Source organism: Herbaspirillum sp. Her2 (genome assembly GCF_057961375.1).
The window spans coordinates 4,078,952-4,103,194 of the sequence record NZ_CM176331.1 but is presented as its reverse complement, the minus strand read 5'-3'; the positions used below and the strand labels follow the sequence as shown (position 1 = coordinate 4,103,194).

The following is a 24,243-nucleotide window of genomic DNA, read 5'->3' as shown; positions in this document are numbered from 1 at the left end:
ATAAACCACAGCAGACCGTCCCGAGGCGCGCAGTGGCGGGTAGGGCAAAAATCGCGTATAATGCATGGATCGCTCAAGAACCGAGCGGAAATCCTGATCCCCACGCGCCTTGTCGTACAGCATCTTGCAATCCGCGTGATTCGCATCTTCATCCGCTTCCCCGAGTAAAGAAACTGCGCTGCCGGTCTCGCCGCCAGCGGGTTCACCTGTCCTCCGACCTTAACGCTCCCGGCCTCCCCATGGCGTGGCCAGTCGTCAAAGCCAGAGATTGCAAATCCCCGAGCCCTTCCTCCGTGAGGTCGCGTGCTCACGCACAAGAAAGAGAAAATGGCAAAAGAAGAACTGATCGAAATGCAAGGACAAGTCTCCGAAGTCCTCCCCGACTCGCGTTTCCGCGTGGCGCTGGACAACGGCCATTCGCTGATCGCCTATACGGCCGGTCGCATGAAGAAGAATTTCATCAAGATTCTGGCGGGCGACAAGGTTACGCTGGAACTGTCTCCCTACGACCTGAACAAGGGTCGCATCATCTTCCGTCACCTGGAACAGCGCGGCCCGAGCGGCCCCCGTCCGGGTTTCCGTCGCCGCTGAGATCGCGCGGCGCATCCCTCCCACGCCCAATGGCGTGATGCGCCGCCTGATGCCTTCCGGCTCGCCTGTCCTTCACGACGGTATGCGCCCTCCCATGATCGGTTTTGCGAAAGAAAAAAAATATGCAAGCTCCGGTCACTCATCAGGAGCAGTACAAGGGCTTTCACATTTCACTGCGCTGTCAGGGCGAGGGTGGCTTGTGGGAGGTTGCTGAAGTTCATATCGCCGACAGCGGCGGGCTGGCGCCGCCCCTGTTTCCACGTCGCCAGCTGCCTGGCCGGTTTGATAGCGCGGTATTGGCCGTGGAGCGCGGCATGGGTTGGGCGCGGGCGGTGATCGACAATCTTGATCCAGCGCTGGATGGGGATTGGCTGAAGTGAATTGCGTTGAGTTGAGCCGGTCCGGATGGGCCGGTGGCTCAAGCTGATGAAGCGCGACGGGCTCTTCCTTCCCTTTCTTTTTCTCCCCCTCCACTGGCTACTCCCTTCATGGAGCATGGACACACGCCATGCGAAGCCGCATGAACGGTCCGATATCCCTGCGTTCTCGCGCATCGAAAAAATTTAGACTTTTAGTGCAAATTATTCTCGTCCGACGGTAATTTCATTTCCCTCGGTTAATCTCTGCCCTCCATTTTGGTACCGATGCTTCCGGTGCAGCCTGCCCCGGGACCACCGCGTCAGCGGTGCATCGCCGGGGGCATGAGTCTGTCTTCCATCGCTTCTCCTCCCCCGATGCACCTGTGAGCAACTGGATGCCGTTCACCCTGCGACGGCGTTCATCGTTTGGGGATGCAGTGATTTACCTTCCAACTGTGCTGCAGAGGCTTGCGGGCCTGCTGCTGCTCTTTCTTTCCTCCTTGGCCCAGGCGCAGCAGCCGCTCGACGTGGCTTTCGCGGGCTTCGCCTATTCCGGCAGCGAGAGCACGCTGGACGACCGCTTTCCGTACTCGCGCCGCTACGAGGCGACCCGCAAGCGTGCCGGCACCACCCTGCATCAGACACTGATGCAGCAACTGCAGGCCACGCCGCCCGCCCACCTGCGCATCGTGCCGCAACTCGACGAACTCAAGGGCCGCGACCAGGCGCTGGCCGTGGCGCTGGTGGTCGGCAACGAGATGGTCTCCGAGGAAAGCTTCGGCAGCCTGCACAAACTGCTGATCGTGGTGCGCGCGCAGGTGATGTTCTTCGATTTCAAGTCCATGAACGTGATCCGTTCCTATCCCGTCAGCTTTGCCTACGTCGACGTCCTGGATCACCCGGCTTCGGAAGACGAGATCCTGTCCCGCATCGCCCTGGTCTACGAAGGCAACGGCGGCAAGCCCGGCATACTCGGCCGCTTCGTCAACAACGTGGCCAAGGCCGAGTTGCCGGCGCAGGTGTCGCGCACCCTGCAGGTCGTCAACGTGCAGGTGAGCCCGGAGGCATCTGGCCTGCTGCCTGGCTTCCTGAAGTCCGCTCCCGGCGCATTGGAGAACTGGGCCGCCGATCTGGCCGGCGAAGCCATCTCCACACGCGCCGGCGTACCCATCCTGCCCTTCAGCAAGGGCTATGCGATCGGCAACGTGATGTCCTTCCGCGTCTCCGATGGGGCCGTGTGGGACCTCAAATTGCCCAAGCCCGACTACGAGATCAGCGTCGATCTCACCGGTTTCAAGAAGGTCAGGTTCAGCGAAGTTGAAGGCGGTGCCACCACCTACGTCTACGGTGCCTACGGCGGCATCCGCCTGATCGAACCGCTGGGCAACAAGGTGTATCTGGATACCGCGCTCAAGAACGGCGAGTCGCGCGTGATTCCGGCCAGCCAGGATTACGTGGACGACTTCCCGCATTTCTATGACGCGCTCAATGGCATGTTCGTCAAGCTGGCCCAGGTCATCGATGGCCGGGGTGACGAGAAATGGCTCAAGAGCGCCGCTGCCGCTCAAGACATCGAACAACAGATTGTCCACACCAAGGAGTTGATGAAGTCATGCAAATAAATCGCCATCCCATCCGCCATCGTTGCCGGTCTTTCCTCATCCTGCTGATGGCGGCGCTGGCCCTGTCGGCGCAGCCGGCCCTGGCGCAGATCCAGCAGGCCCGTGGCCAGTACTCGCTGAGCTACAAGGAATCGGTTGGCGTATTCGACCGCACCGAGGCCTCGCCGGCCATCAAGCAGAAGGCACGCCAGGAGGCCGCGCTGAAGGCGGTCGAAAGCTACTACGCTGAAGCCGGTCAATCGGAGTCGGCCAACTTCGATGCGATCCGCGCCAAGATTCTTGAGAATCAGGATCGCTACATTCTGGATACCACCGTGCTCTCCGAAACCGATGACCCCAAGGAGATGCGCTACACCATCGCCGTGCGTGTCTCGCTGAACGTGGCCAATCTGCGCAACGCCGTGCAGGCCAGCTCGGCGGTGGGCAAGGCAGCCCAGGGCGAGAAGTCGGCCATGAGCTTCGTGTTCGTCTCGCGCCAGGTGGACAGCGCCAAGTCTTACGATGATCGCGTCTACAAACGCCAGGACGAGGGTGCGCAATTCTCCGGCTCGGCCACCGCCAAGGAGAGTTACAAGGAGTCCACCAACGAAGGTGAATCGGTAGGGAAGGGGCGCGTCAGGACCCAGGGTGGGATTTCGCGCGAGAGCCGTAACGGCGTCGACGTGTCGGCCAAGTCGACCGTCACCTCGGAGACTGGCGGCAGCACCACGCGCAAGGCGACCGACACCACCTGGCGCGTGCTGCCCAGTGCCAACCTGAACCAGACCTTCGTGGCCAAGTTCTCGCAGGCCGGCTATGACGTCATCGAAGCGGCCATGGTTGAAACCGCCGGCTTCAAGATCGCCGCCATAGAGGCCGACTACAAATCCGGAAATGATTTGCAGCCGCAGACCCTGCGCGCGATCGCGGCCGGCATGAAGGAACATCAGATCCCCTACATCGCCCTGGGCACGCTGGACGTCGGCTTGGCCGAGAAGGATCCGCAGAGCGGGCTGCAGCGCGTGGCGGTGACCGTCAATGCCAAGGTGTGGGACGTGACCAAGCCCATTCCCCGCACCCGCGTGGCGGTGGGCCCGGTGGCCTATGCCGGCGTCGGGCCGACCGAAGAGGAGGCGCGTGGCAATGCGCTCAAGGCCGCTGCCAGCAATGCTGCCCAGGAACTGTCGAGCCGCATGGCCACCATGGGACTGCAGTGATTGCGCTGCTTTTTCCCTTTGTTTCCCTCTGACTGAAAGATCTTCATGAAAAAATCTATCGCGTTCGCCGTGGTCTCGATGGCCCTGGTTTTCCCTGTTACCAGCTTCGCCCAGTTCGGCAATTTCCTGGGAGGCAGCAAGCCCGCTTCTTCCAGTACAGGTGCCGATCTGTCCGGACAGCAGTCGCAGCTCACGCGCACCTATCGTGCGGCCGGCAAGGACGTGCTGACTGCCAACGGCCACATCGGTGCAGCGCTTGGCATCAAGGCCCAGGCCATCAATGCGGCAGCGACGTCCGATTCGATGTCGGCCAGCGACCTGGAGGCGCAGGACAAGGCCATCAGCGCCGATGCCCAGGCCATCTCCGATGCCTTGAAGAGCGGTGCCACCCTCAAGGATGAGGCGGCCAGGAAGGAATACGCAGAGGGCCTGGTGGTACTGGTCCAAGGGGTGAAGAAATACATCGCCATGTCGGCCGAGGCGCAGACGTTTGCCAATGGCCTGAGCAGCGCCTCGCCGATGCAGCTGCCCGGTCTGCAATCGGGTGCCTACATCGTCAAGAGCCTGCCCACCAGCATCGGCAACCTGACCGGGCTGCTGAAGAATGCGGTCAGCTTCGCCAGGAGCAATGGCGTGGCAGTCCCGGCCGATGCCACCAGCGTGCTGTGATGGCGCCCGGACTGTTCCATTGAGAGGACGCCATGCAGCCAAGAGTGCGAGCAATACTGATGGTCTTGTCGATGGCGTTGCTGTCGGCCTGTGACAGCAAGGACGAGTCGGCTGCTGGTGTTTCGGCCAGCAGTCAGACGACGACCACGGCGGCGACACAGTCGCCGGCGCCGCCGGCGCTGGGCGTGGGCAGTACCAGTCGCGTCAGCCGCGAGGCCGAGGCGGTCGGCAGCACGCTGGAACTGGCCGTGGTTGCTGCCTTGCAATCGGCGGTGGCGCAGGTCAACGGCGTGCAGATGGCGAGCCGGATGCACAGCCTGCGGCAGGGGCTCGATGTGGTGGTCAACGGCGAGCGGGATTCCGTGCGCACCGAGGCCTTCGCGCAACGCATGGTCGCGGCCTCGCAGGGTGCGGTGCTGAGTTACGAGATCCTCTCGCAGGAGGAAATCGACAAGCTTGATGAAGAGACTGTCGCCAAGGTGCAGGCCAGTGACGCCGGGTACCGCTATTCTTCGGCGGTGCAGGGGGAGGGCAGCCAGGGCGCGCAATCGGCGTCGGCCGAACTCAGTCACAAGGCCATGCGCAGCTACTGGAAGGTCAAGTTGCGCGCCGAGATCGCCCAGTACCAGGCGCCCGATGAGAAGGGCCGGCCGAAGATCGTGGTGGTGCTGCCCAAGACACTGGTGTCCACCTATGCGGTCGGCGACAGCAAGGTTGCCTCCGATGAAGTGGCGCGTGCGGTGCGTGGCCGCCTGTCGGACATCCTCACGCAGACCAGGCGCTTCATCGTGCTGGATCGCGAATTCGGTGCCGAGCTGCAAGCCGAGATCGATCACATCAACAGCGGCAACGTCCGTGTGCAGGACAGTGCCCGTATCGGCCAGCAACTGGCCACGGATCTGTTGCTGATTCCGACCATCGAGCGTTTCGACTATCCGCGCTCGGTACGCAAGCTGCGCATGTCCGATCGTGAGCTGGTGTCGTACGCGGGCGGCGGTCGCATCACCTTGCGGCTGGTCAACGCGGCCACCGGCCAGGTGGTGATGTCGCAGAGCTTCGAGCACAAGCTGGCCAGTGCCGATCCGAGTACGATGCCGCGGGTCATCGATGGCAAGAGCATGGCGGCCGGGTTGATGGATGCTTTGTCCAGTCAGATTGGTGGTGCCATTGTGACGGAAATCTTTCCGGTATCGGTGGTCTCGCTGGAGGGCGATCAGGTGGTCCTGAGCCAGGGGGGTGAATCGCTGCAGGCGGGCCAGCGCTGGAAGGCCGTCTATCTGGGGGAAGAACTCAAGGACCCGCAGACCGGCAATTCGCTGGGGCGCAAGGAAACGCCGGTGGGGACGATCCGCATTGATCGCGTCGCCGCCCAGACGACCTATGGCACGGTGGAGGAGGGCAGTATGCTCAAGGAGCTGTCCTTCAAGGCAGGCAGCATCGAGTTGCGCGCCCTGCTGGCCAAGGCCGGCCTGGCGCAGGCCCCTACGACTGCCAACGGGCAGTTCTCGAGCAAGCCCGTAGCAGCTGCGGCTGCGCAATCCCGTAGTCGCAGCGACAGATCCGCCGCTGGGGAGACTTCCCTTGCCAGTGAGTCCGAGAAGGATGGCAAGTGGTGAGCGCATGATGAGCGGGGGGAGTCAAGGCCCGCTTCGTCTGCAGGGGCCTGTAACCCGAACCCCTAGTTAGGCGGCTGTCTCTTGATTGGCCTGATTTAGTGGGTACGGCAAGCTACAAAAATGCGCGCAATATCTGGCCGCGCACTGGTCCGTCCAACTGTCCGTACGCTCAGACTGGCCAGGTTCTATGCTTGAAGTGATGCGCTAGTTGAACTTTACTGCCAGCAGCGCTTCTCCCGCTTTTTGCTGCTTTCTGTACCCGGCTTCCTTATTTTCAGCGGAACTATTTTGCTCGCCGTCTTTCATTCGATCAGCGCGCCGTGTGGCGCCGGCCAGTTTGATGCAATTTTCTGGTCGTGGTCGGCATGTGGCTTGTAGTCTGTATCCTTCGCACCATAGAATAGCGCCGCGACTCATTCATTTTTGTTAAGTTTTCGGGGGGTATATGCATCATTTCCATTTGGAAATGATTCGCCGAGCTGGCGGCCCAGCTTCCCGATTTTCCATTTCACCTGGTTCGGATCGACAAATCTGAACAAGAGCACGGACGACATGCGCCAGAAACGCCATGAACATTCATTTAAGCCCCCGCGTATGTGATGCGCCCGTTAGCTCAAATCACGCCCCCGAAGTGCTGTCTCGCGCATTGGGCGCCTGGCTGCGTCTTGCAGTGACCGTCTTTCACAATGGGGGGGCGGTATGAGCATTCCCGCCACGTCGGAGCGCGCTGCAGGCACTGTCCGCTTCTCCGGCTATCGGCCCTGGCTCGATGGCATCAGGGCGGTGGCCATCTTGCTGGTGCTGCTGGAGCATACCAACCTCTTCAAGCAATTCAACTTGGGTGGGGTCGGCGTCGGTATCTTCTTTGCGCTGTCAGGTTATTTGATTACCGGTCTGCTGTGGGATGAGTTTGCCCGCGAAGGCCGACTGGCACTGGTGCCTTTCTACATTCGGCGCTTCGCGCGTCTGGCCCCGGCGCTGCTGATCGTGGCGGCGGTCGCGGGCGTGGCATTTCTGGCAGAAGGGCAGCGGCGCGCTGCTTTCAACGGCCTGTTCGCCGTGACGTACACGGCCAATTACGCTGCCATTTTCAGCGGCCATCATCTGGCTGGATTCGGGCATACCTGGTCGCTAGCGGTGGAAGAGCATTTCTATCTGGTTTGGCCACCACTGATGCTGTTGTTGCTGCGGCGTTTGCAGGCGTCCAGCTTCATCAAGGCCGTGCTGGCGATCTGCGTGGCAGTACTGTGCTGGCGGGCTTTGCTCTTTGTGTTCTTTGGGGAGCAGGTCAGGCTCATGCTCTATGCCGGCAGCCTGGAACGGCTCGATTCCCTGCTATATGGTTGCGCGGCGGCGGTCGCCGTGCGTCGCGGCTGGCGTCCGGGGATTGTTGCCCTCCTGGCTGGCGTGGCGGCAGTGGCAGCCAGCATCGTGTGGCTGGCCCCCCTGAGCAGCGTGTTCTGTCCGACCCTCATCGGTGCGGGCGGTGCCTTGCTGATCGCGGCACTCGACTGCGAGCGTCGTGCCGTGGTGCAGCGGCTTCTCTCAGCAAAGCTGATGGTGCGTGCCGGGATACTTTCCTACGGTATTTACCTGTGGCACATCCCTTTGCTGCAACTGGCTACACGTGACGGCGAGGGCCCCTTGGGTCGCATTTTGCTGGCGATGACACTGGCCGTGATCTTGGCACATGTCTCCTATCGTTACTGTGAAGTGCCGATCCGCGATAGTGTGCGGCGGCGGCTGGCGCGCAAGCCTGACCCGGCACCGATATGAAGGCAGGGGCGCATTTGCCTGCGATCCGGCAGGTGCCTGCGGTATCGGCAGGACTCTGTCAGTGTCACGAATGAAGAATCAGGAATAATCGGTCCCGTCCGTGACGGGCCGGTCAGTGAGGAAGATGAGCAATGCGCGCTCATTTTTGAGTCCTCTGGACAAAGCTGGTGCAAACGGAATGCGCAAAAAAAACAGCGAGTTATTTCAACTCGCTGTTTTTTTCGGTAATTCTGGTCGGGGTGAGAGGATTCGAACCTCCGGCCTCTACGTCCCGAAGAATGCGCACAGTGTATGGAGCCGCCCAATCTGCGGGGTGGTCAGTAAAGTACTACAGTCAGTACTACACTGCTTCATGTTTGAAAAAGCAAAGGTTTCGCTGCTGTAAAGATCCTACTTTTTCGGGCGCTTCTCCCCTAATTTCTCCACCCATGCATTCAGCTGGTTGAGCAGAAAGATACGATCTGCCTCATTCAGCGTGTCGATTTTCCCAGCTATCGAATCAACGACTGTCGCGGATCGCGTAGAGGCTCCATCAAACAGCTGGGAAAGTGGGACGCTCAATTCATCTGCAAGGGCTTCTAAGGTGGCTAATCCTGGCGCAACGACACCTCGCTCGATACGCGAGAGCGAGACCGTATCTATACCTAGCTTCTCCGCCACTTCTGCCTGAGTTCTCCGTTGGGTCCTTCTGGCATCAGCGGCGTTCTTGCCAATCCGTTGAGCAATAGTAATCGTCATTCCTATGAGCGTAATTTGCATAGTACAGGCGACTTATGTTGTTCTATTCCTTTCCTTTGTGTAATATCTAAATATGCCTTTTATAGGCATATTGAGTTTATTTTGGTGGGTTCCCTTGGCCGTTAATCGGATTGTTGGCGCGGGTGAGAGCTAGGCCGCGTCGAGGTAGCTGCGGGGGACAGAAGCTATGGGGGAAAGCGATGAAAGGCAGGATCATTCCAGTAGCAATTTTTGCGGTGCTGTTCTTTGTGGGGATGAAATATGTTGTAGAGCCGTGGAAGAAGGGCAGTAAGTCAAATGCGCCGGAAGTGAGCAAAGCCGTCCCTGGAAAAACAGAGGGGAAGCATGAGTCAGCGATCGAAGCCGCACGGAAGAGAGAGCTAGCAAGCGATTTGAAAGATCCAGTTTTCGCCGCGGCTGGAAAGTTGCAGTTAGCAGCGAACCGAGCAATAGGCTTTCTGATGAGGGAAGCGCCTGACTACTACCAAATGTACAAAAGCGATTTGGATCGCCGACAAGAGGCGGTGACGAGCGAGTTCAATTCATATTCAGGTACGAAGACGTCGAAGATCGGAGTCATCGTGGACTATGCGAAGACTGTTGGTCGAGTATGTGAGAGCGCCCTCGCATCGGGTTCGTTCGAATGCGGAACGCTCAAAAGAAATCTTGAGGAATTTAGTTCTCTGGCAGGCGATTACCGTTAGTCGCCGTGGCCATCACAGATTCTGATGTTGTCCTAAATATGTTTAAGCATTATTTAAAGGGGAAACCATGAGCAGTTTGGAACGTGAACAGCGAATTCGGGAGGACGAGAGAATTCGCGTCAATGAGCGCATGCAGCTGGAACGGAAGCAGGAAGAAAAACAGTTGAAATTGATTCGTGACGCGGAGAAGATGGCTGCGATCGAACACCATATCGCAGCTTACGGCTTCAAAGAAACGTGGGTAAAGGTTGTCACACCCTATTTGTTGCTGAGTATCTTGTTTGGCGTAGTGGTTGGCTTATTCAGATGGTTCAATATGGGAGATGAATCCTTCGTCATGAAGATAGTTGAGCCGGCGTTGTGGGCCTTTTCAGCCGCAGCGATAGGTGCGTTGGTTAGCGTAATTGCGGCATGGCTAGAATGCCTTGAAGCGCGGTAGTGAAAGGATTGGAGGCCTGGTTCTGGCGATGCAACTGGGAGTATGAATAGATGCGATGGGAAGACGCTATGTCATTCGGCTTGAATTTTCTTTATGTCAGAAAGACGTTGTAGCTGTTGAAAATATTCTGGCCGATTCTTGGCTAGCCATCGCACCACGGCTGCATTTTCCAACAGCGTTGATCCGATATACGTTTTGACGATCTCGAGTTGTAAGCTAGCCGGGCCGTAGCCCTCTTCAAGTAATTTGGTATCCGCTTGCATTGCGGATAATTCTCGCTCTAAACGGCGGAGAGCATCAGTTGGGGGAGCAGTTTTTTTACTAGAACTCGCCTTCCTTACAAGCTGATCAGGCGGAGTATTTTGAAGCATTGCTGTTGCGAGCTTCAGTGAATAGTTTCCGAGATTAATCATGGCTTGAGCTACATCGATTTGTCGAAATGGGGTCATTTGCTTCAGGATTCGGAACATTCCAGACGTTGCTGGCTTATCCGCCAACAGCGTAATGACTTCGCTACAAATACCATCAAGTAAGCGAAATCGCTCGCGAATCGCATTCGGTGAAATAGCTAATGCATCGGCTAATTGCTGAATAGATGCCCCACGTTCGGCAGCGAGAACAATCATTCGGTGTGCTTGAACAACTGATAGACGATTTACCTGCTTGTTGTACGTATAGCCTTCGTCGTCAGTGGCTAGTAAGCACAATGCGTGTTGTAGTCCAAGATCCCGCAGAGCCTCTACGCGTAAGCGACCATCCAAAATGATGAATTCTCCGACCTGACTTGGGTTATTCGTAACGACAATTGGCTCTACCAGGCCTATGGTCTTAACTGAGCTTTGAATTTGCAGATATACAACCGATTCCTTTATCCCCGTCGGTAACGGAATCGGAAAAGATAAATTTTCCAGCGGTATCTTGATGCATTCACGTTCAAAGCCTAAACGAACTGACTTGGGATGAGAGTTCGTCATCGTGCAGTACCCTTGCGAGGCAGAAGATCAGCTAAGGGCTGAGGAATGCTTATCAGCTTTTCTGATTCAAGCAAGGACGCAAATTCTCTATTCGTAAATAAATCCTTAAAAATCTCACGTGCCACTACGAGAGAATGTTGGACGTACTCAGATTTCTTTTGAATTCGGCGATGCATTTCAACTTCCCGCTTGTATAGCTTTGTGAGCTCTTCTGGAGTCATGGGCTTTCGATTTGCTGCCTTTGCGAAGCCATTATTTCCTTTCTTGCCACTACGAGCTCTTTGCTCCAAAATTCTGCGTACGACAGTAACTTTGTGACCTTTAAGTTCTCCGCTGTCATATGCGCTTAAAAGCAGTTGCTGTGTTTCGCTATCGTTAGCACGAGAAATGCTGACGGCGAGATGCAATGGAATGTGGCCCGACTCAGCGGCGGCTAGAAGGCGTTTTTCTCCTCGCTCAAGAAGATTTGCTACATTGTTTACCCAAGAGGTAGTACATCCCAGCTTCGTTGCCACTTCATGATCACTGTATCCGCGCTGCTTCAGTACCCTAACTTGCTCCATTGTTTCAGCAGCTCTTGGCGTACGTCGAGCGATGTTTTCCACAATGCTCATGACATGTCCGGTTTGTTCATCTACATCCAGAATTAGTGCAGCGATTTCTGTTTGGCCCAACATTTTGCAAGACTCTAGACGACCCTGGCCGCAAATGAGTGCATAAGGTAATGCTCCAGTTGTCGAAGGAACGCGTCGCACTGTGATTGGTCGTTTTAGCCCAATCCGTTCAATATTCTCAGTAATCGCCTTGTGAATTTTTTGGTTGCGCACGCGCGGATTCGCTATATTAATATCAGCGATAGGTATCATTTCGACTCGTGGGGGAGATGTGTTCATGCTACCTCTCGGAAGTTGGTCCGCCCCGCTAACTGATAAAAATTCGCCAATGAATCGGTGCGGTAAAAGTCCAATGAAAATTCGTTATCTGCCAGAATCGGCAGGTTTTCCGATGAAAAATCCAATGCGGGGAAAACGTAGTAATCATGGGCTTGCGTATTTGATGAGTCCATACGAACCACGATCGTTATATCTGGGTGAAGACCAGCGTCAAACCGAATTAGCCAGCGATGCGAGCCTGCTGTGCTCGTTTTGCACCTTGCGATAACGAGCGACACAGAGAGTTCGTTGTTGATCGTTATTAAGTCGTTTAAGCCATTGTGAGAGGTCCATCCACCTGCCAATTGGATCCCCGCAGTTATCTCAGCTATAAGTTGCGGATGACGTTGACGTAAAGCACGATTAATTTCCAAATAGGTGTAGTCTCTGCGCGGCGTGTACCCAATAAGGCTGTAAGCGCGCAATAGGCTTCCAAAGCGCGTTCGATATGCAGAAGTGGAGGGGGCTTCGTCGTCTTCGTCAATCAACATTCCCGACAGCGCTCCGTATCGAGTCAGTGTTCTTCGAAGTAAGTCCAGCATTGCCGTGTCATCTAGGTGCTGAGATCGACTCGCGATAACAGACTGGACCTCCATAAACATCGCTACAGGAACAATGGCTTCGAAAGCGCCATCTTTGCGAATCCATTGCTCGGGTGGATTCCTTACATGCTGAATTTTTAGCTTGAAAGAAGAGCGGTTATAGACATTGTTGCCAATGTATTTTTCGTTGGTGAGGATTTGGTGAATGGCACCTTTGCTCCAAGGTCTTCCTGCATCGTTCTTCAGGCCTTCCTGGTTCAACTTGGACGCTATTACAAGTTCAGGCATTCCCTCTTCTAGAAACAACCGATAGATGCGGTTGACTGTGGCAACTTCTTCTTCTGGACCTGGCACGAGAATGACGCGATCCGTTTGGATGCTTTTTTTCTGTCCTCGCGAGAGCAACCCCTTCGAATTCTGCTGTTCGTCAATAAGCTGTCGGCGTAGTCCAAATCCCGGGGTGCCGCCTTGACGCCATCCTCGTTGGACAAGGTTGCACGCGCCATTGAAGACTTTCACTCCAAGTTCTCGACTGTATTCAGCGGCCATGCTTCTCTTCAGGCCGATAAGAACAGTTGAAGATATCGATCCATCGTTATCGAATGGCTCCGCGCAATAGATTATTTGTATGTTTCGTCGTTTGCACGCATAGACGTACGTGGCAGCTTCATCGGGGTCGGGAAAGCGGCCCCACCGACTAATGTCGTAGACCAAAATGGCCTTGAAACTAGGAACGTCCTGCTCGACGTCGTGGAGCAGTGCCTGCAAGCCCTTGCGCCCCCTAAGATTCAAGCCACTCTTGCCAGAATCCTCATAGGTCTTAACTATTGTCATGCCGTGTGAGCTAGCGTACTTGGCAATGACTAGAGCTTGATTTTCTGTGGAGTACTTTTGATGCTCAGTAGACATGCGTACATATTGCGCAACCGGAATCTGGGATGCTAACGAGGGATCTGCAGTACTGTTCTGGCGTGTTCCCGGCATGCGTTCACTCCACCTAATGGGCAATAGCTGTCTCGCTCACTATAGTTCTGAACTCTTTCAGAATGATGACCGTTTCATGACGGAAGTAGCGAATTTAGGCTGGGTGTAGACACTGCTGCGAAAGCAAAGCGACTCATCACAACGGCGCAACTATATGCCTATATGGTAGCAGTGCTGTTTAGTATGCTTATGGCGTGGTTCGAATGTCTTGATGCACGTGAATAGCAGGTCTTACGTGCATCCGCCACTTTGTTCGTAAATTGCCCATCACTACGCTGGGCAATTCTTTATGGGCGTGTGTTGATCTTTGCCAATGTTTGTTGCGTTTGTTGCTGCTTAAGCCTTAAGTCTGCAGCCTTCGCAAGTTCAGTTGCCCGCTTGGCGTTCTTCAGTTGTTGCTTGGCTTGATCCTTTTGTGCCTGCACTTGCCTTTTCTGGCCATCCATTTCTTCGATCATTTCTTTGTATCGCATAAGCGCCTCCTCACTATATTTATTCTTTACCGTCGGTGCTGTAATCTGACGTGATAATTTCAACTATATGTGAGCATCGGCATATGCCATATCCAATTGACCGGAAACTCGTTATCGGAATTGCTTCTAGCGCACTCTTTGATCTTTCTACATCGCATCAGGTCTTTCTTGATAAGGGGGCTGAGGCATATCGAAAACATCAAGAAGAGAATATCGATAAGCCTTTTGACAAAGGCGTTGCGTTTCCTTTCATTCGGCGTTTCTTGAACATCAATAAGGCGTTTCCAAAGCAATCGCCGGTTGAAGTCGTCCTTCTTTCTAGGAATTCACCAGAAACGGGACTTCGAGTTTTTAGATCTATACGGCACTATGGTTTGGACATATCACGTGCTGCTTTTATGACAGGGCGTTCTCCTTATGAGTACGTTCCGGCTTTCAACTCGTCTCTGTTTCTGACGGCAAATGAAGAAGACGTTCAGAAGGCCATTGACGCAAACTATCCCGCAGGTTTGGTACTTCCCTCCATAGTGTTTGATGACGAACTAGATTTGGAGCTGCGTGTAGCCTTCGACTTTGACGGGGTCATCGCTGACGACGAGGCGGAAGCGGTCTATAAGAAAAATAATGATCTGAATGAATTTCAAGAGCACGAAGCGCAGAAGGTACTGATACCTCACAAGCCCGGTCCATTGGCAGACCTCTTTACCAAGCTTGCTTTCATGCAGAAGCTGGAAGAACGACAAATGAAGCATGACTCCGCATACAAAAAAATATTGCGTATCTCGATTGTGACTGCACGAAATGCCCCTTCGCATGAACGTGTGGTGACAACACTGAAGACATGGGGGGTGTCAGCAGATGAGACTTTCTTCCTTGGTGGTATGGAGAAATCGCGGATCTTGACGATTCTGAAACCGCATATGTTTTTTGATGACCAGAGAAGTCATCTGCAATCTTCCGCAGGAAATATCCCGATGGTTCACATCCCATTCGGTATCGCAAATAAGTGATGTGAATAGAGATAAACGACGAATGGCCGAAAGGAAGGGCCATTCGATCAAGGGCGTACATCAGGATGAATGCTTGAATCCTGCGCTCAACGATTTGCTGACTACTTCCAGTTGTGCATCAAGCTCACCGGCAGAGGCCGCCGCTTTCAGCGCTTCAAGGGTGGGAATAAGCTCAGCGATAGTGCCCACTTCCACAGTGCTCTTCCCCTTTGCAAGTTCGACAGCTTTAGCACCGTATTTTACGGTCATACAGATTTTCCCGTTGTCTGCCGTCCACCACCACGGACGAATACGTTTGCTTGTTTCGACAGTGCTGCGAGCACCAGTGTCAGTATTCTTGATCGTCCGAAAGATCGTTGGAGAAAACACCGTTCCTTCTTGTTGTGCTTTGGCGAGCTGGACTTGTTCCCAGATCTTAGCGATGAATCGGTTACGGCGTTGCATGAGTGGAGGCATGCCACTCGGGCGCTTCGTTGTAACCAGTTTCAGATTTGCCAGCTCGCCCATCTTGTTCTCCTATGTAAAGTTGATGCAGGAGAGGATGTATTCGCCTTTGAATGGAATCAACTGATTTTTTGACGTATTTCGGATGCCGTCACAAATCAGCCGTATGCCGGTAATAAATACCGACATGACCGAAGATCAAAAACGAATACAGCAGGCTTGCATCGAATGGATGGTTCAACATAAAGACGCCTTTAACTACGCAGTAACGCTCACCCTTAAGTCTTGTCGGCGATTAAGGAATGATCGAGGACAGGCCGTAGAGCAACTAAGCCATTTCGAGGCAAAACAGACACTACGTTATTTCGTGAAGCGCTTGAACATTGGTCTATTTGGGAAAGCCGCGAAGCGCTTTGGTCGGTCTGTTTCGATCATTCCTGTATTGGAAGGTCACGGTGCAAATAAACGACTGCACTATCACTGCGCCATTGGTCTCTTGCCAGAGAAAATGAGTGTTGATACGTTCAATGCCGCAGTCAGAGATGCATGGTCAAAAACACCGTTTGGCTATGACGAGATTCGCGTGACACCAATCAGTAGCGTGGATTGGTTTTCCTACATGGGGAAAGAAATTGGTTTCAAAAACGCAGACGTTCTCGATTGGGAAAATGTGGTGATTCCGTCTGCATCTACGTCGCTGGTCTAAGCGCCCTTCGTAGACTGATCGTTAAAGAGCATCAGTGCTCTTTAATGGGCTTCCTACGAAAGGTGAAAGTGCAGCGAGTAAAAGGTATGTGCCGTTTGTTGAAGAAGACTGATATCTCTAGCTAGAACGGAATCTCATCATCCATATCCGAGAAATTAGGGGCTTTCCCAGAAGCAGGCTTTTTTGCTCCACTGATATGCAAAGTGAACTTTTGCTCGTTGCGTTCGATCCATTCCCATCCCAGTGCGGTAACAAGGAGCCCTTCGTAGCTGTTGTAGCTGTTTCCTTCGTCGGTCATTTCTGTAATTTCGACGAACGCTTTCTGTTTGAGCCGACGTAGACCGAGAGAAAAGCCAATGTTTGTCAGTCCTGCGCGTTCGACGTCCTTTTTGACGCCCCAAAGAGCAGTGGCTTGTTCATCGTCTGGAACATTTCCTGCTGCAATCGCCAGCACAGTAAGTTCAACCTGCGAGAGCCCTTCTACATCGGCAACAGGATCTGTCTCCGCAATATGTTCAATTGTTCTAGCCTGATTCAACATAGCGGACAACTTTTCTGTCAATTGATTTTGGAAGTTCACAAAATCTTGAGGTGCCTCTGTCTTGTAAGTTAATACTGCGCGGTGCTGAATATCAAAGGGAAATTTTTTCCCTTCCTTGAAGCGTTCGTCGCTGCACACCATAACAACGGGTCTGCCTGCTGCGAGAGCAAAGCCTAGCTCATACCAAACATTCGGATTGTCGGTTGTAATATCAGCCAAACATACCGCTGCACGTCGGATGTTCTCCTCGATGGCTTGGATTAGGATGGTCGCGGATGCATCTTTGTCGACACGATATGGTTCCATTCCGGCATCTTTAATCGCGGGCTTGAAGATGCTTTCAAACCGCTTATCAAACTTCCCAGAATCAAATGGCTGTATTACAAAGCAAGTTTGCATGTCCGGCCTTCACCTTTGTTTTTGAATTTTTAACGTCGATCAGATAGCAAAGAAAATAGCAGAAATCTTTGCTTTGTAGGTAAGTGCTTGATTCTTCTGGGCCTCTGCGCGATCAGCTTTTATGTTGATCTTCGTAAGAAAAGAATACATCGTCTGACGTGTGTTTTCTTTGATTGCAGAGGATTTATGTCGCAGGCAAAAACGCTTACGGAAAAGGAACTGAAGAAAGTTCTTCTCTACATCGCGTTACGCAAACATGCAGCACGCAATCGTGCAATGTTGTTGCTTACACATTGGTCGGGTATGCGGGTAGGGGAAGTTGCAGCATTACGCATTGGTGATGTTTTGTCCTCGGACGGTTCTGTTAAGTCAGAAGTCCGGTTGCTGCCGGAGCAGACAAAAGGAAGTCATGCACGCACAGTCTTCCTTGGTACGCGAATCCGTAAGGAACTGACGGCGTACATCGCAACGCTACAACGACCATCGTCGGACAAGCCGTTGTTCTATACCCAGAAGCGTGCTGGATTTACGGCCAATACTCTGTGCCAACACTTTCACCATCTTTATAAGCAGGTCGGTGTGGAGGGAGCTAGCAGTCATTCTGGGCGAAGGAGCTTCATCACAAATCTTGCAGCGAAAGGTGTTGGTGTACGTGTCCTGATGGCTCTTGCTGGCCATCGTAATATCTCCACCACTCAGGCATACATTGATGTGAATGACGAACTGCAAAGGGCTGCAGTGGAGTTGCTTTAACCCCCTACAAGTTTGCAGCAACATAGAAGTCTCAGTGCTCTATGGCGTTCCGAGTCTAGTTGCTTGAACGGAATTGATCGACGACACGTAGCTGAGGATTCCTTCGCGCTGAAATTCACTTTCAGACTCGTTAAATGCCGCAACAAACTTATCGTATCGGCCTTGCTCAATTTTGAGATGGTGATTAGATAGCGCCACATTAAATGCGGTTACCTGAGGTGCGGGACCTTGTTCTTTATTGGGATTCAAATTGAATCTAGACCGAGCCGCGGATATCTTTAATTCTGCAGTGGCCGCTATCAAGTCTGCTTCGTTGTCGCTTGATAAGATGATGTCATCGACATACACACTGACGGCTAAGCCTGCAAATTTTCGAGGTAAGGCCTGCAAACTGTGACCAAGTGCACTTTTAGCCAAGCAAAGAGACGCTAGCAATGGCGATTGAACAAAGCCAAACGGAAGAATCAAAGCCTTGCTAGCAGGGTGGATGACAGTAGATTTCGTAGCTATAGACCTAGCATCTTTGTAGCTGAAAATCCCCTTAAGGCTTCTTGTTACGCGCGATTTGTTAATGCTGCCAAAGAAATCCTGGATATCAAGATGAACAAAGAGTGAGTTGTTTGTATGCATCTCCAATGCTTTAACGTGCCCGCCGGCTCTTAAGTGGAAGTAGTTTTTTGGCGGCTGCCAACGATTGCCCAGTAACTTCTTAATGGAATTCCCATCCTCCAACGTTTCACTCGTCGGTACAAAAACCCAAACACCTGGTTTTAGTTCGAATTTAGATGCCCAAGTCGGAAGCATATGGCCAACGATAGTTGTAAATCATGCCCAGCAGAACAACGAGCTTAGTCGCAAACCGGAAAATCTCGGTTGCGAGCACGATGCTTGCCAGGACCAGGTGATGTTTATTGTTCATAACCATCCTCCTCATCAAATCCCGGCTTGCCTAGCGCAAAGCGCATGATTACCCAACCAACAGATACCATGAGGAAACATATAGATACTTCTAGGTATCGACATAGTCACAGGGTGACACGATGAGGGATAGGCATCGAGGTACGAAGGTGCCTATCGCCGGGATAATAGATATTAGCACGAGGTATTGCGGGTTGTGCCTTGGACCGGAGATGTGCTCTTCTTGCGCTTTGTCTGTGTTCCGCTCTCCTTATTTCAGTTGCAGGTTGTGGGTTTCATTGGACAACACAAGACCATTGAGGCAGTCCTGGGTGGACGTCTCGGAGATAAGATCTGATTGTCTTGCCTCCGTCCGACTTGGCATTATGCTCAGCTTCGGAGGGAGGGCTTGGTACTGCGGTATTACTTGTTACTTTGCGCTGCAAGAATGCGACGAGCTTCGGCAACGGTCTGCTTCTTAGGGGACGTGTGCAGGACACTCGGAACGCTAGACAAATCCCACGCAATCGCATCATTGTTAATGTATCCAACTTCCTTTGTCAGATAGAAAGATGCGCCGTCAGTGTCATGCAGCGGGGTCAAGTCGAAGCGCGACATGCTGCCAGTCGTCCTGTTCCAAACGCCCCGAATGGTCTTTTCCAAGTGTTCGTTACGCTCGCCCGGAATGTTTCCGATAATCAGATGCGCATGAATCCGCTTGTTTCCGTTTTGACCTTCGATCACGGGGATGGCAATGATCCTGCACTTGGATTTCGTACGCGCAGCACGGCTGCGGTTGCCGTGCATTTCCCAGTTCAGTTTTGTAATGAAGTAGCGCACCGCAGACCTTGCGGCGTGGACTGAGATGTCGTCCTTCATGGTAAGCGTCAGCATGTGTGACGCGAAATCGGTGTAGCGGTTAAGCAAGTGCTGATGCCCGCGTTGGAGATTATTGTTGTTCATTTTTATTCTTCTTTTTCGTATTTCAGCACAGCTTGTTCTGTGTTGATGCCGCCATTGTGCATGGTATCGGGGCCGCCGTCTAATAAAAAAGGCGGGCCTTGGAAGGCCCGCCATGCGTCGGTTTTTGTCGTTACGTATTCTGCGGTGCAGCCAGTGCGATATGCCCGTTTTGGAGCGTCAGGCGCTTTTTGGGATCAGCATCTTGCGCAAGCCTGAATGTCTTTTTCGTGCGATTCGATTGCAGTGCGTCGATGTTCATTTCTCCTGACAACTGGCTGGCATAGAAGCGTTCGATCATTTCTACAGAAGTGCGAGCGTTTCGCGCGAGAGTCAGCAGATCAATGTTATCCCCGTCGAGCAATCGGAACATGATGCAAGTGTGACGAAGGCTGTAAATCGTACGGTCTTCTTCGAGCGCGCCTTTCTTGAAGTTCAGGTCTTGCAGCAGATAGTTGAACTGCTGCTGTAGCTTGCGCAGTGCCGTTGCCCGATTTGTATAGGTCGGCATGAACACGTAATTGTTCGGTTCGGCAAGTTCGCTTTTCGCGTTCTCAGTCTGGATTCCTTCGTAAATGGCGACGGCTTTTTCGAGAGTAACGATTGGTTTGTCGTGCTTCTTGCTTTCAGGCAGCGTCAACCGCAAAAACGTATGATCGCCACGGATGATCTCGATGTGTTTGTGGCACATGTTTTTCAAGTCAGTAGGGCGGATGAATCCGTTAACCATGAACGCGATCATGTTGGGCAAGTCGCTGGTGATCGTTACGCGTCGAATCTCCCGTTTTTTTTCCTTTGTTTCATCGGTCGCGGATTTCAATTCGACGTCTTGTCCGACGAGCTGTTTTGCCCGGGCCAAGAGTGCGTCGTATTCGGATGGCCGGAACCAGCCGCGAGGTTGATCCTGTTTCTGTACTTTGGGGAATAACGGCATTGTTTTCAGCAAGTGCCGATTGTGCGCATATTCTAGAACCTTACGCACCAGACCCAGATACCGTAAGATCGAGGATCCCGACAAGGTTTCGCCGAGCTTCGCCACGAATTTCTCAAGTTCATCGAATGTTACATTTGCGACGTCCATGGTGCGGAAGCGGGGCAAAATGGTCGCATCGAGGAAGTATTGGTCGTTCTGATGGGCAGCCTGAGAGATGTCTTTGCGAACCACCCGCGATTGTTGCAGTTCCATCATGGCTTTGGCGCAGACATCGAACCGGCTCTTGGATGAAGTGCTCGTTCCGTTCAGGCGATGGTAAACGACCTCCTGATACAGCATCTTCGCAGCCTTGAAGGCTTCGGCTTTATGTTCTGACTGCGAGCTGCGCTTGATGGTCTTCTTTGCCTGTTCATCGTACAAGCGGATCTGCCAGAACTTACTTGCGGGCATCCGGTAAATTTTGAGTTTGTCGGGATAACCAGGTACGCTGTGGAGCGAGTCGGGAATTGGTACGGTGCGCGACGCCTTGGTCGACGCCGGGATCGAATTGCTGGACGCAGCTTGGGCTGCGATTGTAATACGGGTCATTTTTATTGTTTTTATAAGTTAAGATGCTTACAAGCAAGCACCAGACCCGTAGTCTACGTTCGCCGATACGGCTACGCAAATTGTATTTTGGCGTTTTTACTGCGCTTAAACCGGGGCCACATCAACCGAAACGCGATTTATCGCATACCGTGCCACAGAGATTCCGCTCGCCTTATCCGGATTGAATAATGCGAGGTTCATGCCTGTGCTGACTGAGCTACGGAAGGCAACGCCGTCGTAACCACTCTTCTTGATGAACTCGCATAGATATTGACTTGGAATATAGTCGATTGCCGCGCTCCTCGGAAGAACGGGACGTGTTAGCTCCTCTCCCAGTCTCTCAAGAAAAGGTATGTCTGCACGGAGTTGCCCGATTGCGCTCGCGTCGCCAAGAACAAAAGGTGAAACCAATTTGCGGGGTTCGCGCAGATCAACCGCAGCCAGCGGAGGGAGAATCCTGAATTCTGCGACGCATGCAATTTCGCCCGTATGGGGCCGTATCTCGGCCGCTGCCGTTTCAGGCAACGAACCCAAATACAGATAGGGAATTCCGACGGGGTTAGCGCGCCCATGCGTTGCATATTGTTTGGGAGGTGCTCCCATCTCAGCAAGCGGATATGGGGTGTCGCTGGTCATTATTCGCGCTCGATACCATATCTCAGGTAGCGGATCAGCGATCAAGTGAGAGAGAAGTTCGCGAAGTCGGGCCGTATCGAGCGCTTCGTCGAGAAAATATCTGTTTTTGTAGAGGAGTTCGTCTCTTAACGTTTCCCACCGTACCAAGCCTTCGCTCTTATACGTCGCTGAAGGAGCGAACGATTTCCTAACAATCTCTCCATCGTCCAGAACTTCTGCTAATAGTGCTTTTGCGTTAGCAAGATCAAGGCGTGGATGCGAGAAAAGGCTCCAATCTTCCTTCATCCATTCGGCTAGAGTTTTCCCTTGAGCGCTCGGCTCGTAGACACTGACGAGCATTTCAAAGACGGTCGCAAGTTGAGCTGGCTCAATTAAGTCAACATCTATTGAGCCGCAAAAATCACATGTTCCTCGGTTGGGATTCAATGACGGAATAATGTTTTTGCTGAGGCCCCGGTCTCCGAAACACTGAGGGCAACAATAAGCAGCCATAGTCGAAGTCTACGAGAGAAAATCTGCAAGCGTCTCTAGATGATGTTTCATTGCCAGTTTCTTCACATGCCCTAATCCAGGGAAGTGCTTCTTCTCATGGAGCTCTCTGAATTCGGCGATGGAACTACCTTCAACTAAATGGGATGCTCCCGAATTTAGTTTGGCAATTAGTTTCTCAAGAGCCTGACTAAATTTGCCGGCCGGATCCGTTGGCGTGTCATTTGTTGTCGAGAGAAAATGATATACGTACATCACATCATCTTTATCTGGATCGATATGAGTGAGATGAATTGCAACCGCATAAGCAGGCCCACCGCCTTCGCTGTAATCATCTCCAACCACGAGAAAGTCACCGAATCCGTTCATGCCTTCTTCCTCAAATGTGACATGAAGATCTGAGAATTTTTCAACCGGAGGATAGTCTGCGTTCTTGCGCCGTACGAAACCGTCACGTATAAGGACACGTTGGCTACCCTTGAAGTGCCTCCAATACAATTTACCGCAGTATTTTTCAACAAAGACGTGTAGCGCGTCTATCTGCGCGCTTTGAAGCTTGTCCGCCAGTACTTTCGGTTCAGTAAATCCAGCATGTATGAAGACGGGGCTATGATCTTTATGAGTCTCGTAACACTGAAATGCGATGTCGGCAGACATGCTCTCTTTCAGCAAAACGCCGGCTGATATTGTCTTTTGGTCTCCAAAGTTATCTTGGAGTAGTTTTGAAATATCGGCGCCGTCACTTGCGTGATCACCATAATCCGGATTCACAATGACAATGGCCCTGCCGTTCGCATCGCAAATTGCTTTGAGAGTTCGATCTAAGCCATTTAATGCTTCTTTCACCGGTTCAATAATTGGTACGAACTGTGCGTTCGCCATTAAACCAGCAGTCTCGCGAATTGCTAGGAGCTCAAACTGTTTGCCGCGAAAGTATGGGTGGTACATTTTGTCGTTATGCCCAAGTCATTGCTACGTTAAGCGGTGTTTGCACTGCGTCAACTAGGCGACCATGATCCGCACGCTTTACTTGAATGGAGAGCGCGGCTGGTCGTAAAGATGCTGGCAATTGTTCAACGAAAGAATTCAGCGATGCCAAACTGCGGGTCTTCTTTAGCGTGCTAATCATCTCGCGATGCAAATCTTGAGGCGGTAACGTTTCAAAACGTCGCCGTAATGCCCCCCAAAGCATTGTATTTGGAACGTCAGGCGCTTCGACCCCAAGATTCCTCAATACTGTTTGAGCTTCTTGTACGCGTAGCGTCTCGAAAATAGCTATCGGACAAATTAACTCGGTTTGTTCGACTGCAGTGCGAACAGTGCAGATTCGATCCCATCGAGCCAGACTTAAAATGCCGATTTCCGTGGGAGTGTTATCGATAACTCCCTGTACATGAGCCTCGCCGGCAATCACGTAAACTTTTGGAAATACCTTGCGATAGTTTGAAATTTGGTTGGCTAAACGTGCGAGAGAATCACGGTCAGACTTAATCTCATAGACTGTGGCTGTACCGTTTAAGATAATCAAATCCGCTTTGCAGGAGCCTATGCGGAATTCCGTAAGCATGCTCGCAGTGTTCAGCGAATGGCGCCCTAGCAGAATATTATGTGTTATTGCTGCGCGATAAACATATTCGTCGCGGGTGCCAGCTTTACGAAGGATGCCGAAGGCTTTATCAAACGCGGAGCTTACGGTATCTGAGTGGTTTGGCTTGTCGCTAAGAATGCCAGCATCAGCCATCAATCGCGCAAATAATGGGGAACGGCCTTTCCTTGCCAGTTCGTGAAACACGCTGGACGAGAAAAGGCGAGAAAGCGCTGATAATTGTCTTGTAGTTAATGCCATTCTTTTTTCAGGCCCATTTGCAATTGCCTGAGCCATAGGTCCCCGATGTTCCTTGGCTGTTACCAAACGATCTAGCTTCAGTTTATATCATTACCCCAATGATGGCTTGATCCAATAAAGCTGACGCTAGTTTCGTTTCGGGAAATCAACGAAGAAGCGACGCATAGCCTTACGGCTTGCTCTTGTGCAAAAGCTATTTTGTCGTGATGTTGGGGAATAATGCGGCGTTTGATCGTGGAAATCAAAGGAAATCCACAGACCTAACCTAACAGATGTACTACAGCGAACACTGTAGTACTGGGAAACAGACCATCTTATGGAAACCCGCATGGCTGCTGGGTTTAATGGTCGGGGTGAGAGGATTCGAACCTCCGGCCTCTACGTCCCGAACGTAGCGCTCTACCAGGCTAAGCTACACCCCGTCG

Annotated in this window: 25 protein-coding genes and 1 tRNA gene; 12 read left to right on the top strand and 14 right to left on the bottom strand. The window is 52.7% G+C overall.

Features of this window, described 5'->3' with window-relative positions; genetic code table 11:
• Positions 1 to 327: 327 nt before the first annotated feature.
• The 7 genes from infA (at position 328) to ACWHXP_RS18660 (ending at position 7,829) form a co-directional block, all read left to right on the top strand.
• Positions 328 to 591 carry a translation initiation factor IF-1 gene (gene infA, locus ACWHXP_RS18690; RefSeq protein ID WP_006713209.1) on the top strand — a complete coding sequence of 88 codons (264 nt, stop codon included), beginning with the start codon at positions 328 to 330 and terminating at the stop codon, positions 589 to 591.
• A gap of 122 nt (positions 592 to 713) precedes the next feature.
• Positions 714 to 971, top strand: a complete 258-nt coding sequence (locus tag ACWHXP_RS18685; RefSeq protein WP_489635312.1) for a hypothetical protein — start codon at positions 714 to 716, stop codon at positions 969 to 971.
• A 416-nt stretch (positions 972 to 1,387) separates the two neighbouring features.
• On the top strand, positions 1,388 to 2,572 hold the full coding sequence (locus ACWHXP_RS18680; protein ID WP_489624464.1) for a hypothetical protein: 1,185 nt from the start codon (positions 1,388 to 1,390) through the stop codon (positions 2,570 to 2,572).
• A complete protein-coding gene (locus tag ACWHXP_RS18675) occupies positions 2,563 to 3,768 on the top strand; it encodes a hypothetical protein (RefSeq protein ID WP_489624465.1) in 1,206 nt (401 codons plus the stop codon). Before ACWHXP_RS18680 ends, ACWHXP_RS18675 begins: the two co-directional genes overlap by 10 nt.
• 45 nt (positions 3,769 to 3,813) lie before the next feature.
• Positions 3,814 to 4,437 carry a hypothetical protein gene (locus ACWHXP_RS18670; protein WP_034333952.1) on the top strand — a complete coding sequence of 208 codons (624 nt, stop codon included), beginning with the start codon at positions 3,814 to 3,816 and terminating at the stop codon, positions 4,435 to 4,437.
• Positions 4,438 to 4,481: 44 nt separating this feature from the next.
• Entirely contained in the window at positions 4,482 to 6,053 is a 1,572-nt protein-coding gene (locus ACWHXP_RS18665) for a CsgG/HfaB family protein (RefSeq protein WP_489635313.1), read from the top strand.
• A 699-nt stretch (positions 6,054 to 6,752) separates the two neighbouring features.
• Positions 6,753 to 7,829, top strand: coding sequence for an acyltransferase family protein (locus ACWHXP_RS18660; protein ID WP_489635314.1), 1,077 nt, complete (start codon positions 6,753 to 6,755; stop codon positions 7,827 to 7,829).
• A 390-nt stretch (positions 7,830 to 8,219) separates the two neighbouring features.
• On the opposite strand, the gene ACWHXP_RS18655 is transcribed toward ACWHXP_RS18660, so the two are convergent.
• Positions 8,220 to 8,567, bottom strand: coding sequence for a helix-turn-helix domain-containing protein (locus ACWHXP_RS18655; RefSeq protein ID WP_489635315.1), 348 nt, complete (start codon positions 8,565 to 8,567; stop codon positions 8,220 to 8,222).
• A gap of 200 nt (positions 8,568 to 8,767) precedes the next feature.
• On the opposite strand from ACWHXP_RS18655, the gene ACWHXP_RS18650 reads away from it, so the two are divergent.
• The gene (locus ACWHXP_RS18650) at positions 8,768 to 9,271 is read left to right on the top strand and encodes a hypothetical protein (protein ID WP_489635316.1); all 504 of its coding nucleotides are present in this window, start codon (positions 8,768 to 8,770) and stop codon (positions 9,269 to 9,271) included.
• A 67-nt stretch (positions 9,272 to 9,338) separates the two neighbouring features.
• Positions 9,339 to 9,710 carry a hypothetical protein gene (locus ACWHXP_RS18645; RefSeq protein ID WP_489635317.1) on the top strand — a complete coding sequence of 124 codons (372 nt, stop codon included), beginning with the start codon at positions 9,339 to 9,341 and terminating at the stop codon, positions 9,708 to 9,710.
• A gap of 71 nt (positions 9,711 to 9,781) precedes the next feature.
• Here the strand turns inward: ACWHXP_RS18645 and ACWHXP_RS18640 are convergent, their stop codons facing one another.
• The 4 genes from ACWHXP_RS18640 to ACWHXP_RS18625 form a co-directional block, all read right to left on the bottom strand.
• Positions 9,782 to 10,684 (bottom strand): plasmid partitioning protein RepB C-terminal domain-containing protein, encoded by a 903-nt coding sequence (locus tag ACWHXP_RS18640; protein ID WP_489635318.1) that lies wholly within the window; start codon positions 10,682 to 10,684, stop codon positions 9,782 to 9,784.
• On the bottom strand, positions 10,681 to 11,577 hold the full coding sequence (locus ACWHXP_RS18635) for a plasmid partitioning protein RepB C-terminal domain-containing protein (protein ID WP_489635319.1): 897 nt from the start codon (positions 11,575 to 11,577) through the stop codon (positions 10,681 to 10,683). The genes ACWHXP_RS18640 and ACWHXP_RS18635 overlap by 4 nt, the downstream gene beginning before the upstream one ends.
• A complete protein-coding gene (locus ACWHXP_RS18630) occupies positions 11,574 to 13,142 on the bottom strand; it encodes a recombinase family protein (protein ID WP_489635320.1) in 1,569 nt (522 codons plus the stop codon). Before ACWHXP_RS18630 ends, ACWHXP_RS18635 begins: the two co-directional genes overlap by 4 nt.
• A gap of 287 nt (positions 13,143 to 13,429) precedes the next feature.
• Entirely contained in the window at positions 13,430 to 13,615 is a 186-nt protein-coding gene (locus tag ACWHXP_RS18625) for a hypothetical protein (RefSeq protein WP_489635321.1), read from the bottom strand.
• An 83-nt stretch (positions 13,616 to 13,698) separates the two neighbouring features.
• Here ACWHXP_RS18625 and ACWHXP_RS18620 point away from each other — a divergent pair, with 83 nt between their 5' ends.
• Positions 13,699 to 14,625, top strand: a complete 927-nt coding sequence (locus ACWHXP_RS18620) for a 5'-nucleotidase (protein WP_489635322.1) — start codon at positions 13,699 to 13,701, stop codon at positions 14,623 to 14,625.
• A 60-nt stretch (positions 14,626 to 14,685) separates the two neighbouring features.
• Here ACWHXP_RS18620 and ACWHXP_RS18615 read toward each other — a convergent pair whose 3' ends face one another.
• Positions 14,686 to 15,132, bottom strand: a complete 447-nt coding sequence (locus tag ACWHXP_RS18615) for a DUF6641 family protein (protein WP_489635323.1) — start codon at positions 15,130 to 15,132, stop codon at positions 14,686 to 14,688.
• 124 nt (positions 15,133 to 15,256) lie between these two features.
• Here ACWHXP_RS18615 and ACWHXP_RS18610 point away from each other — a divergent pair, with 124 nt between their 5' ends.
• Positions 15,257 to 15,775, top strand: a complete 519-nt coding sequence (locus ACWHXP_RS18610; protein ID WP_489635324.1) for a hypothetical protein — start codon at positions 15,257 to 15,259, stop codon at positions 15,773 to 15,775.
• Between the two features lie 121 nt (positions 15,776 to 15,896).
• On the opposite strand, the gene ACWHXP_RS18605 is transcribed toward ACWHXP_RS18610, so the two are convergent.
• On the bottom strand, positions 15,897 to 16,715 hold the full coding sequence (locus ACWHXP_RS18605) for a hypothetical protein (protein ID WP_489635325.1): 819 nt from the start codon (positions 16,713 to 16,715) through the stop codon (positions 15,897 to 15,899).
• A 186-nt stretch (positions 16,716 to 16,901) separates the two neighbouring features.
• Between ACWHXP_RS18605 and ACWHXP_RS18600 the strand changes: the two genes are divergently transcribed.
• On the top strand, positions 16,902 to 17,468 hold the full coding sequence (locus tag ACWHXP_RS18600) for a tyrosine-type recombinase/integrase (RefSeq protein ID WP_489635844.1): 567 nt from the start codon (positions 16,902 to 16,904) through the stop codon (positions 17,466 to 17,468).
• Positions 17,469 to 17,507: 39 nt separating this feature from the next.
• Here ACWHXP_RS18600 and ACWHXP_RS18595 read toward each other — a convergent pair whose 3' ends face one another.
• From ACWHXP_RS18595 to ACWHXP_RS18565, 7 genes are all read right to left on the bottom strand, one after another.
• Complete coding sequence (locus ACWHXP_RS18595) at positions 17,508 to 18,272, bottom strand: reverse transcriptase domain-containing protein (protein ID WP_489635326.1); 765 nt, start codon at positions 18,270 to 18,272, stop codon at positions 17,508 to 17,510.
• Positions 18,273 to 18,788: 516 nt separating this feature from the next.
• The gene (locus tag ACWHXP_RS18590) at positions 18,789 to 19,328 is read right to left on the bottom strand and encodes a hypothetical protein (RefSeq protein ID WP_489635327.1); all 540 of its coding nucleotides are present in this window, start codon (positions 19,326 to 19,328) and stop codon (positions 18,789 to 18,791) included.
• 130 nt (positions 19,329 to 19,458) lie between these two features.
• Positions 19,459 to 20,847: a hypothetical protein gene (locus ACWHXP_RS18585; RefSeq protein WP_489635328.1), complete on the bottom strand. Its 1,389-nt coding sequence runs from the start codon at positions 20,845 to 20,847 to the stop codon at positions 19,459 to 19,461.
• Positions 20,848 to 20,952: 105 nt separating this feature from the next.
• Positions 20,953 to 21,975 carry an RES family NAD+ phosphorylase gene (locus tag ACWHXP_RS18580; protein ID WP_489635329.1) on the bottom strand — a complete coding sequence of 341 codons (1,023 nt, stop codon included), beginning with the start codon at positions 21,973 to 21,975 and terminating at the stop codon, positions 20,953 to 20,955.
• A 9-nt stretch (positions 21,976 to 21,984) separates the two neighbouring features.
• Positions 21,985 to 22,920 (bottom strand): sce7725 family protein, encoded by a 936-nt coding sequence (locus ACWHXP_RS18575; RefSeq protein WP_489635330.1) that lies wholly within the window; start codon positions 22,918 to 22,920, stop codon positions 21,985 to 21,987.
• A gap of 7 nt (positions 22,921 to 22,927) precedes the next feature.
• On the bottom strand, positions 22,928 to 23,854 hold the full coding sequence (locus ACWHXP_RS18570) for a sce7726 family protein (protein WP_489635331.1): 927 nt from the start codon (positions 23,852 to 23,854) through the stop codon (positions 22,928 to 22,930).
• Positions 23,855 to 24,163: 309 nt separating this feature from the next.
• A tRNA-Pro gene (locus ACWHXP_RS18565) sits at positions 24,164 to 24,240 on the bottom strand.
• Positions 24,241 to 24,243: the final 3 nt, after the last annotated feature.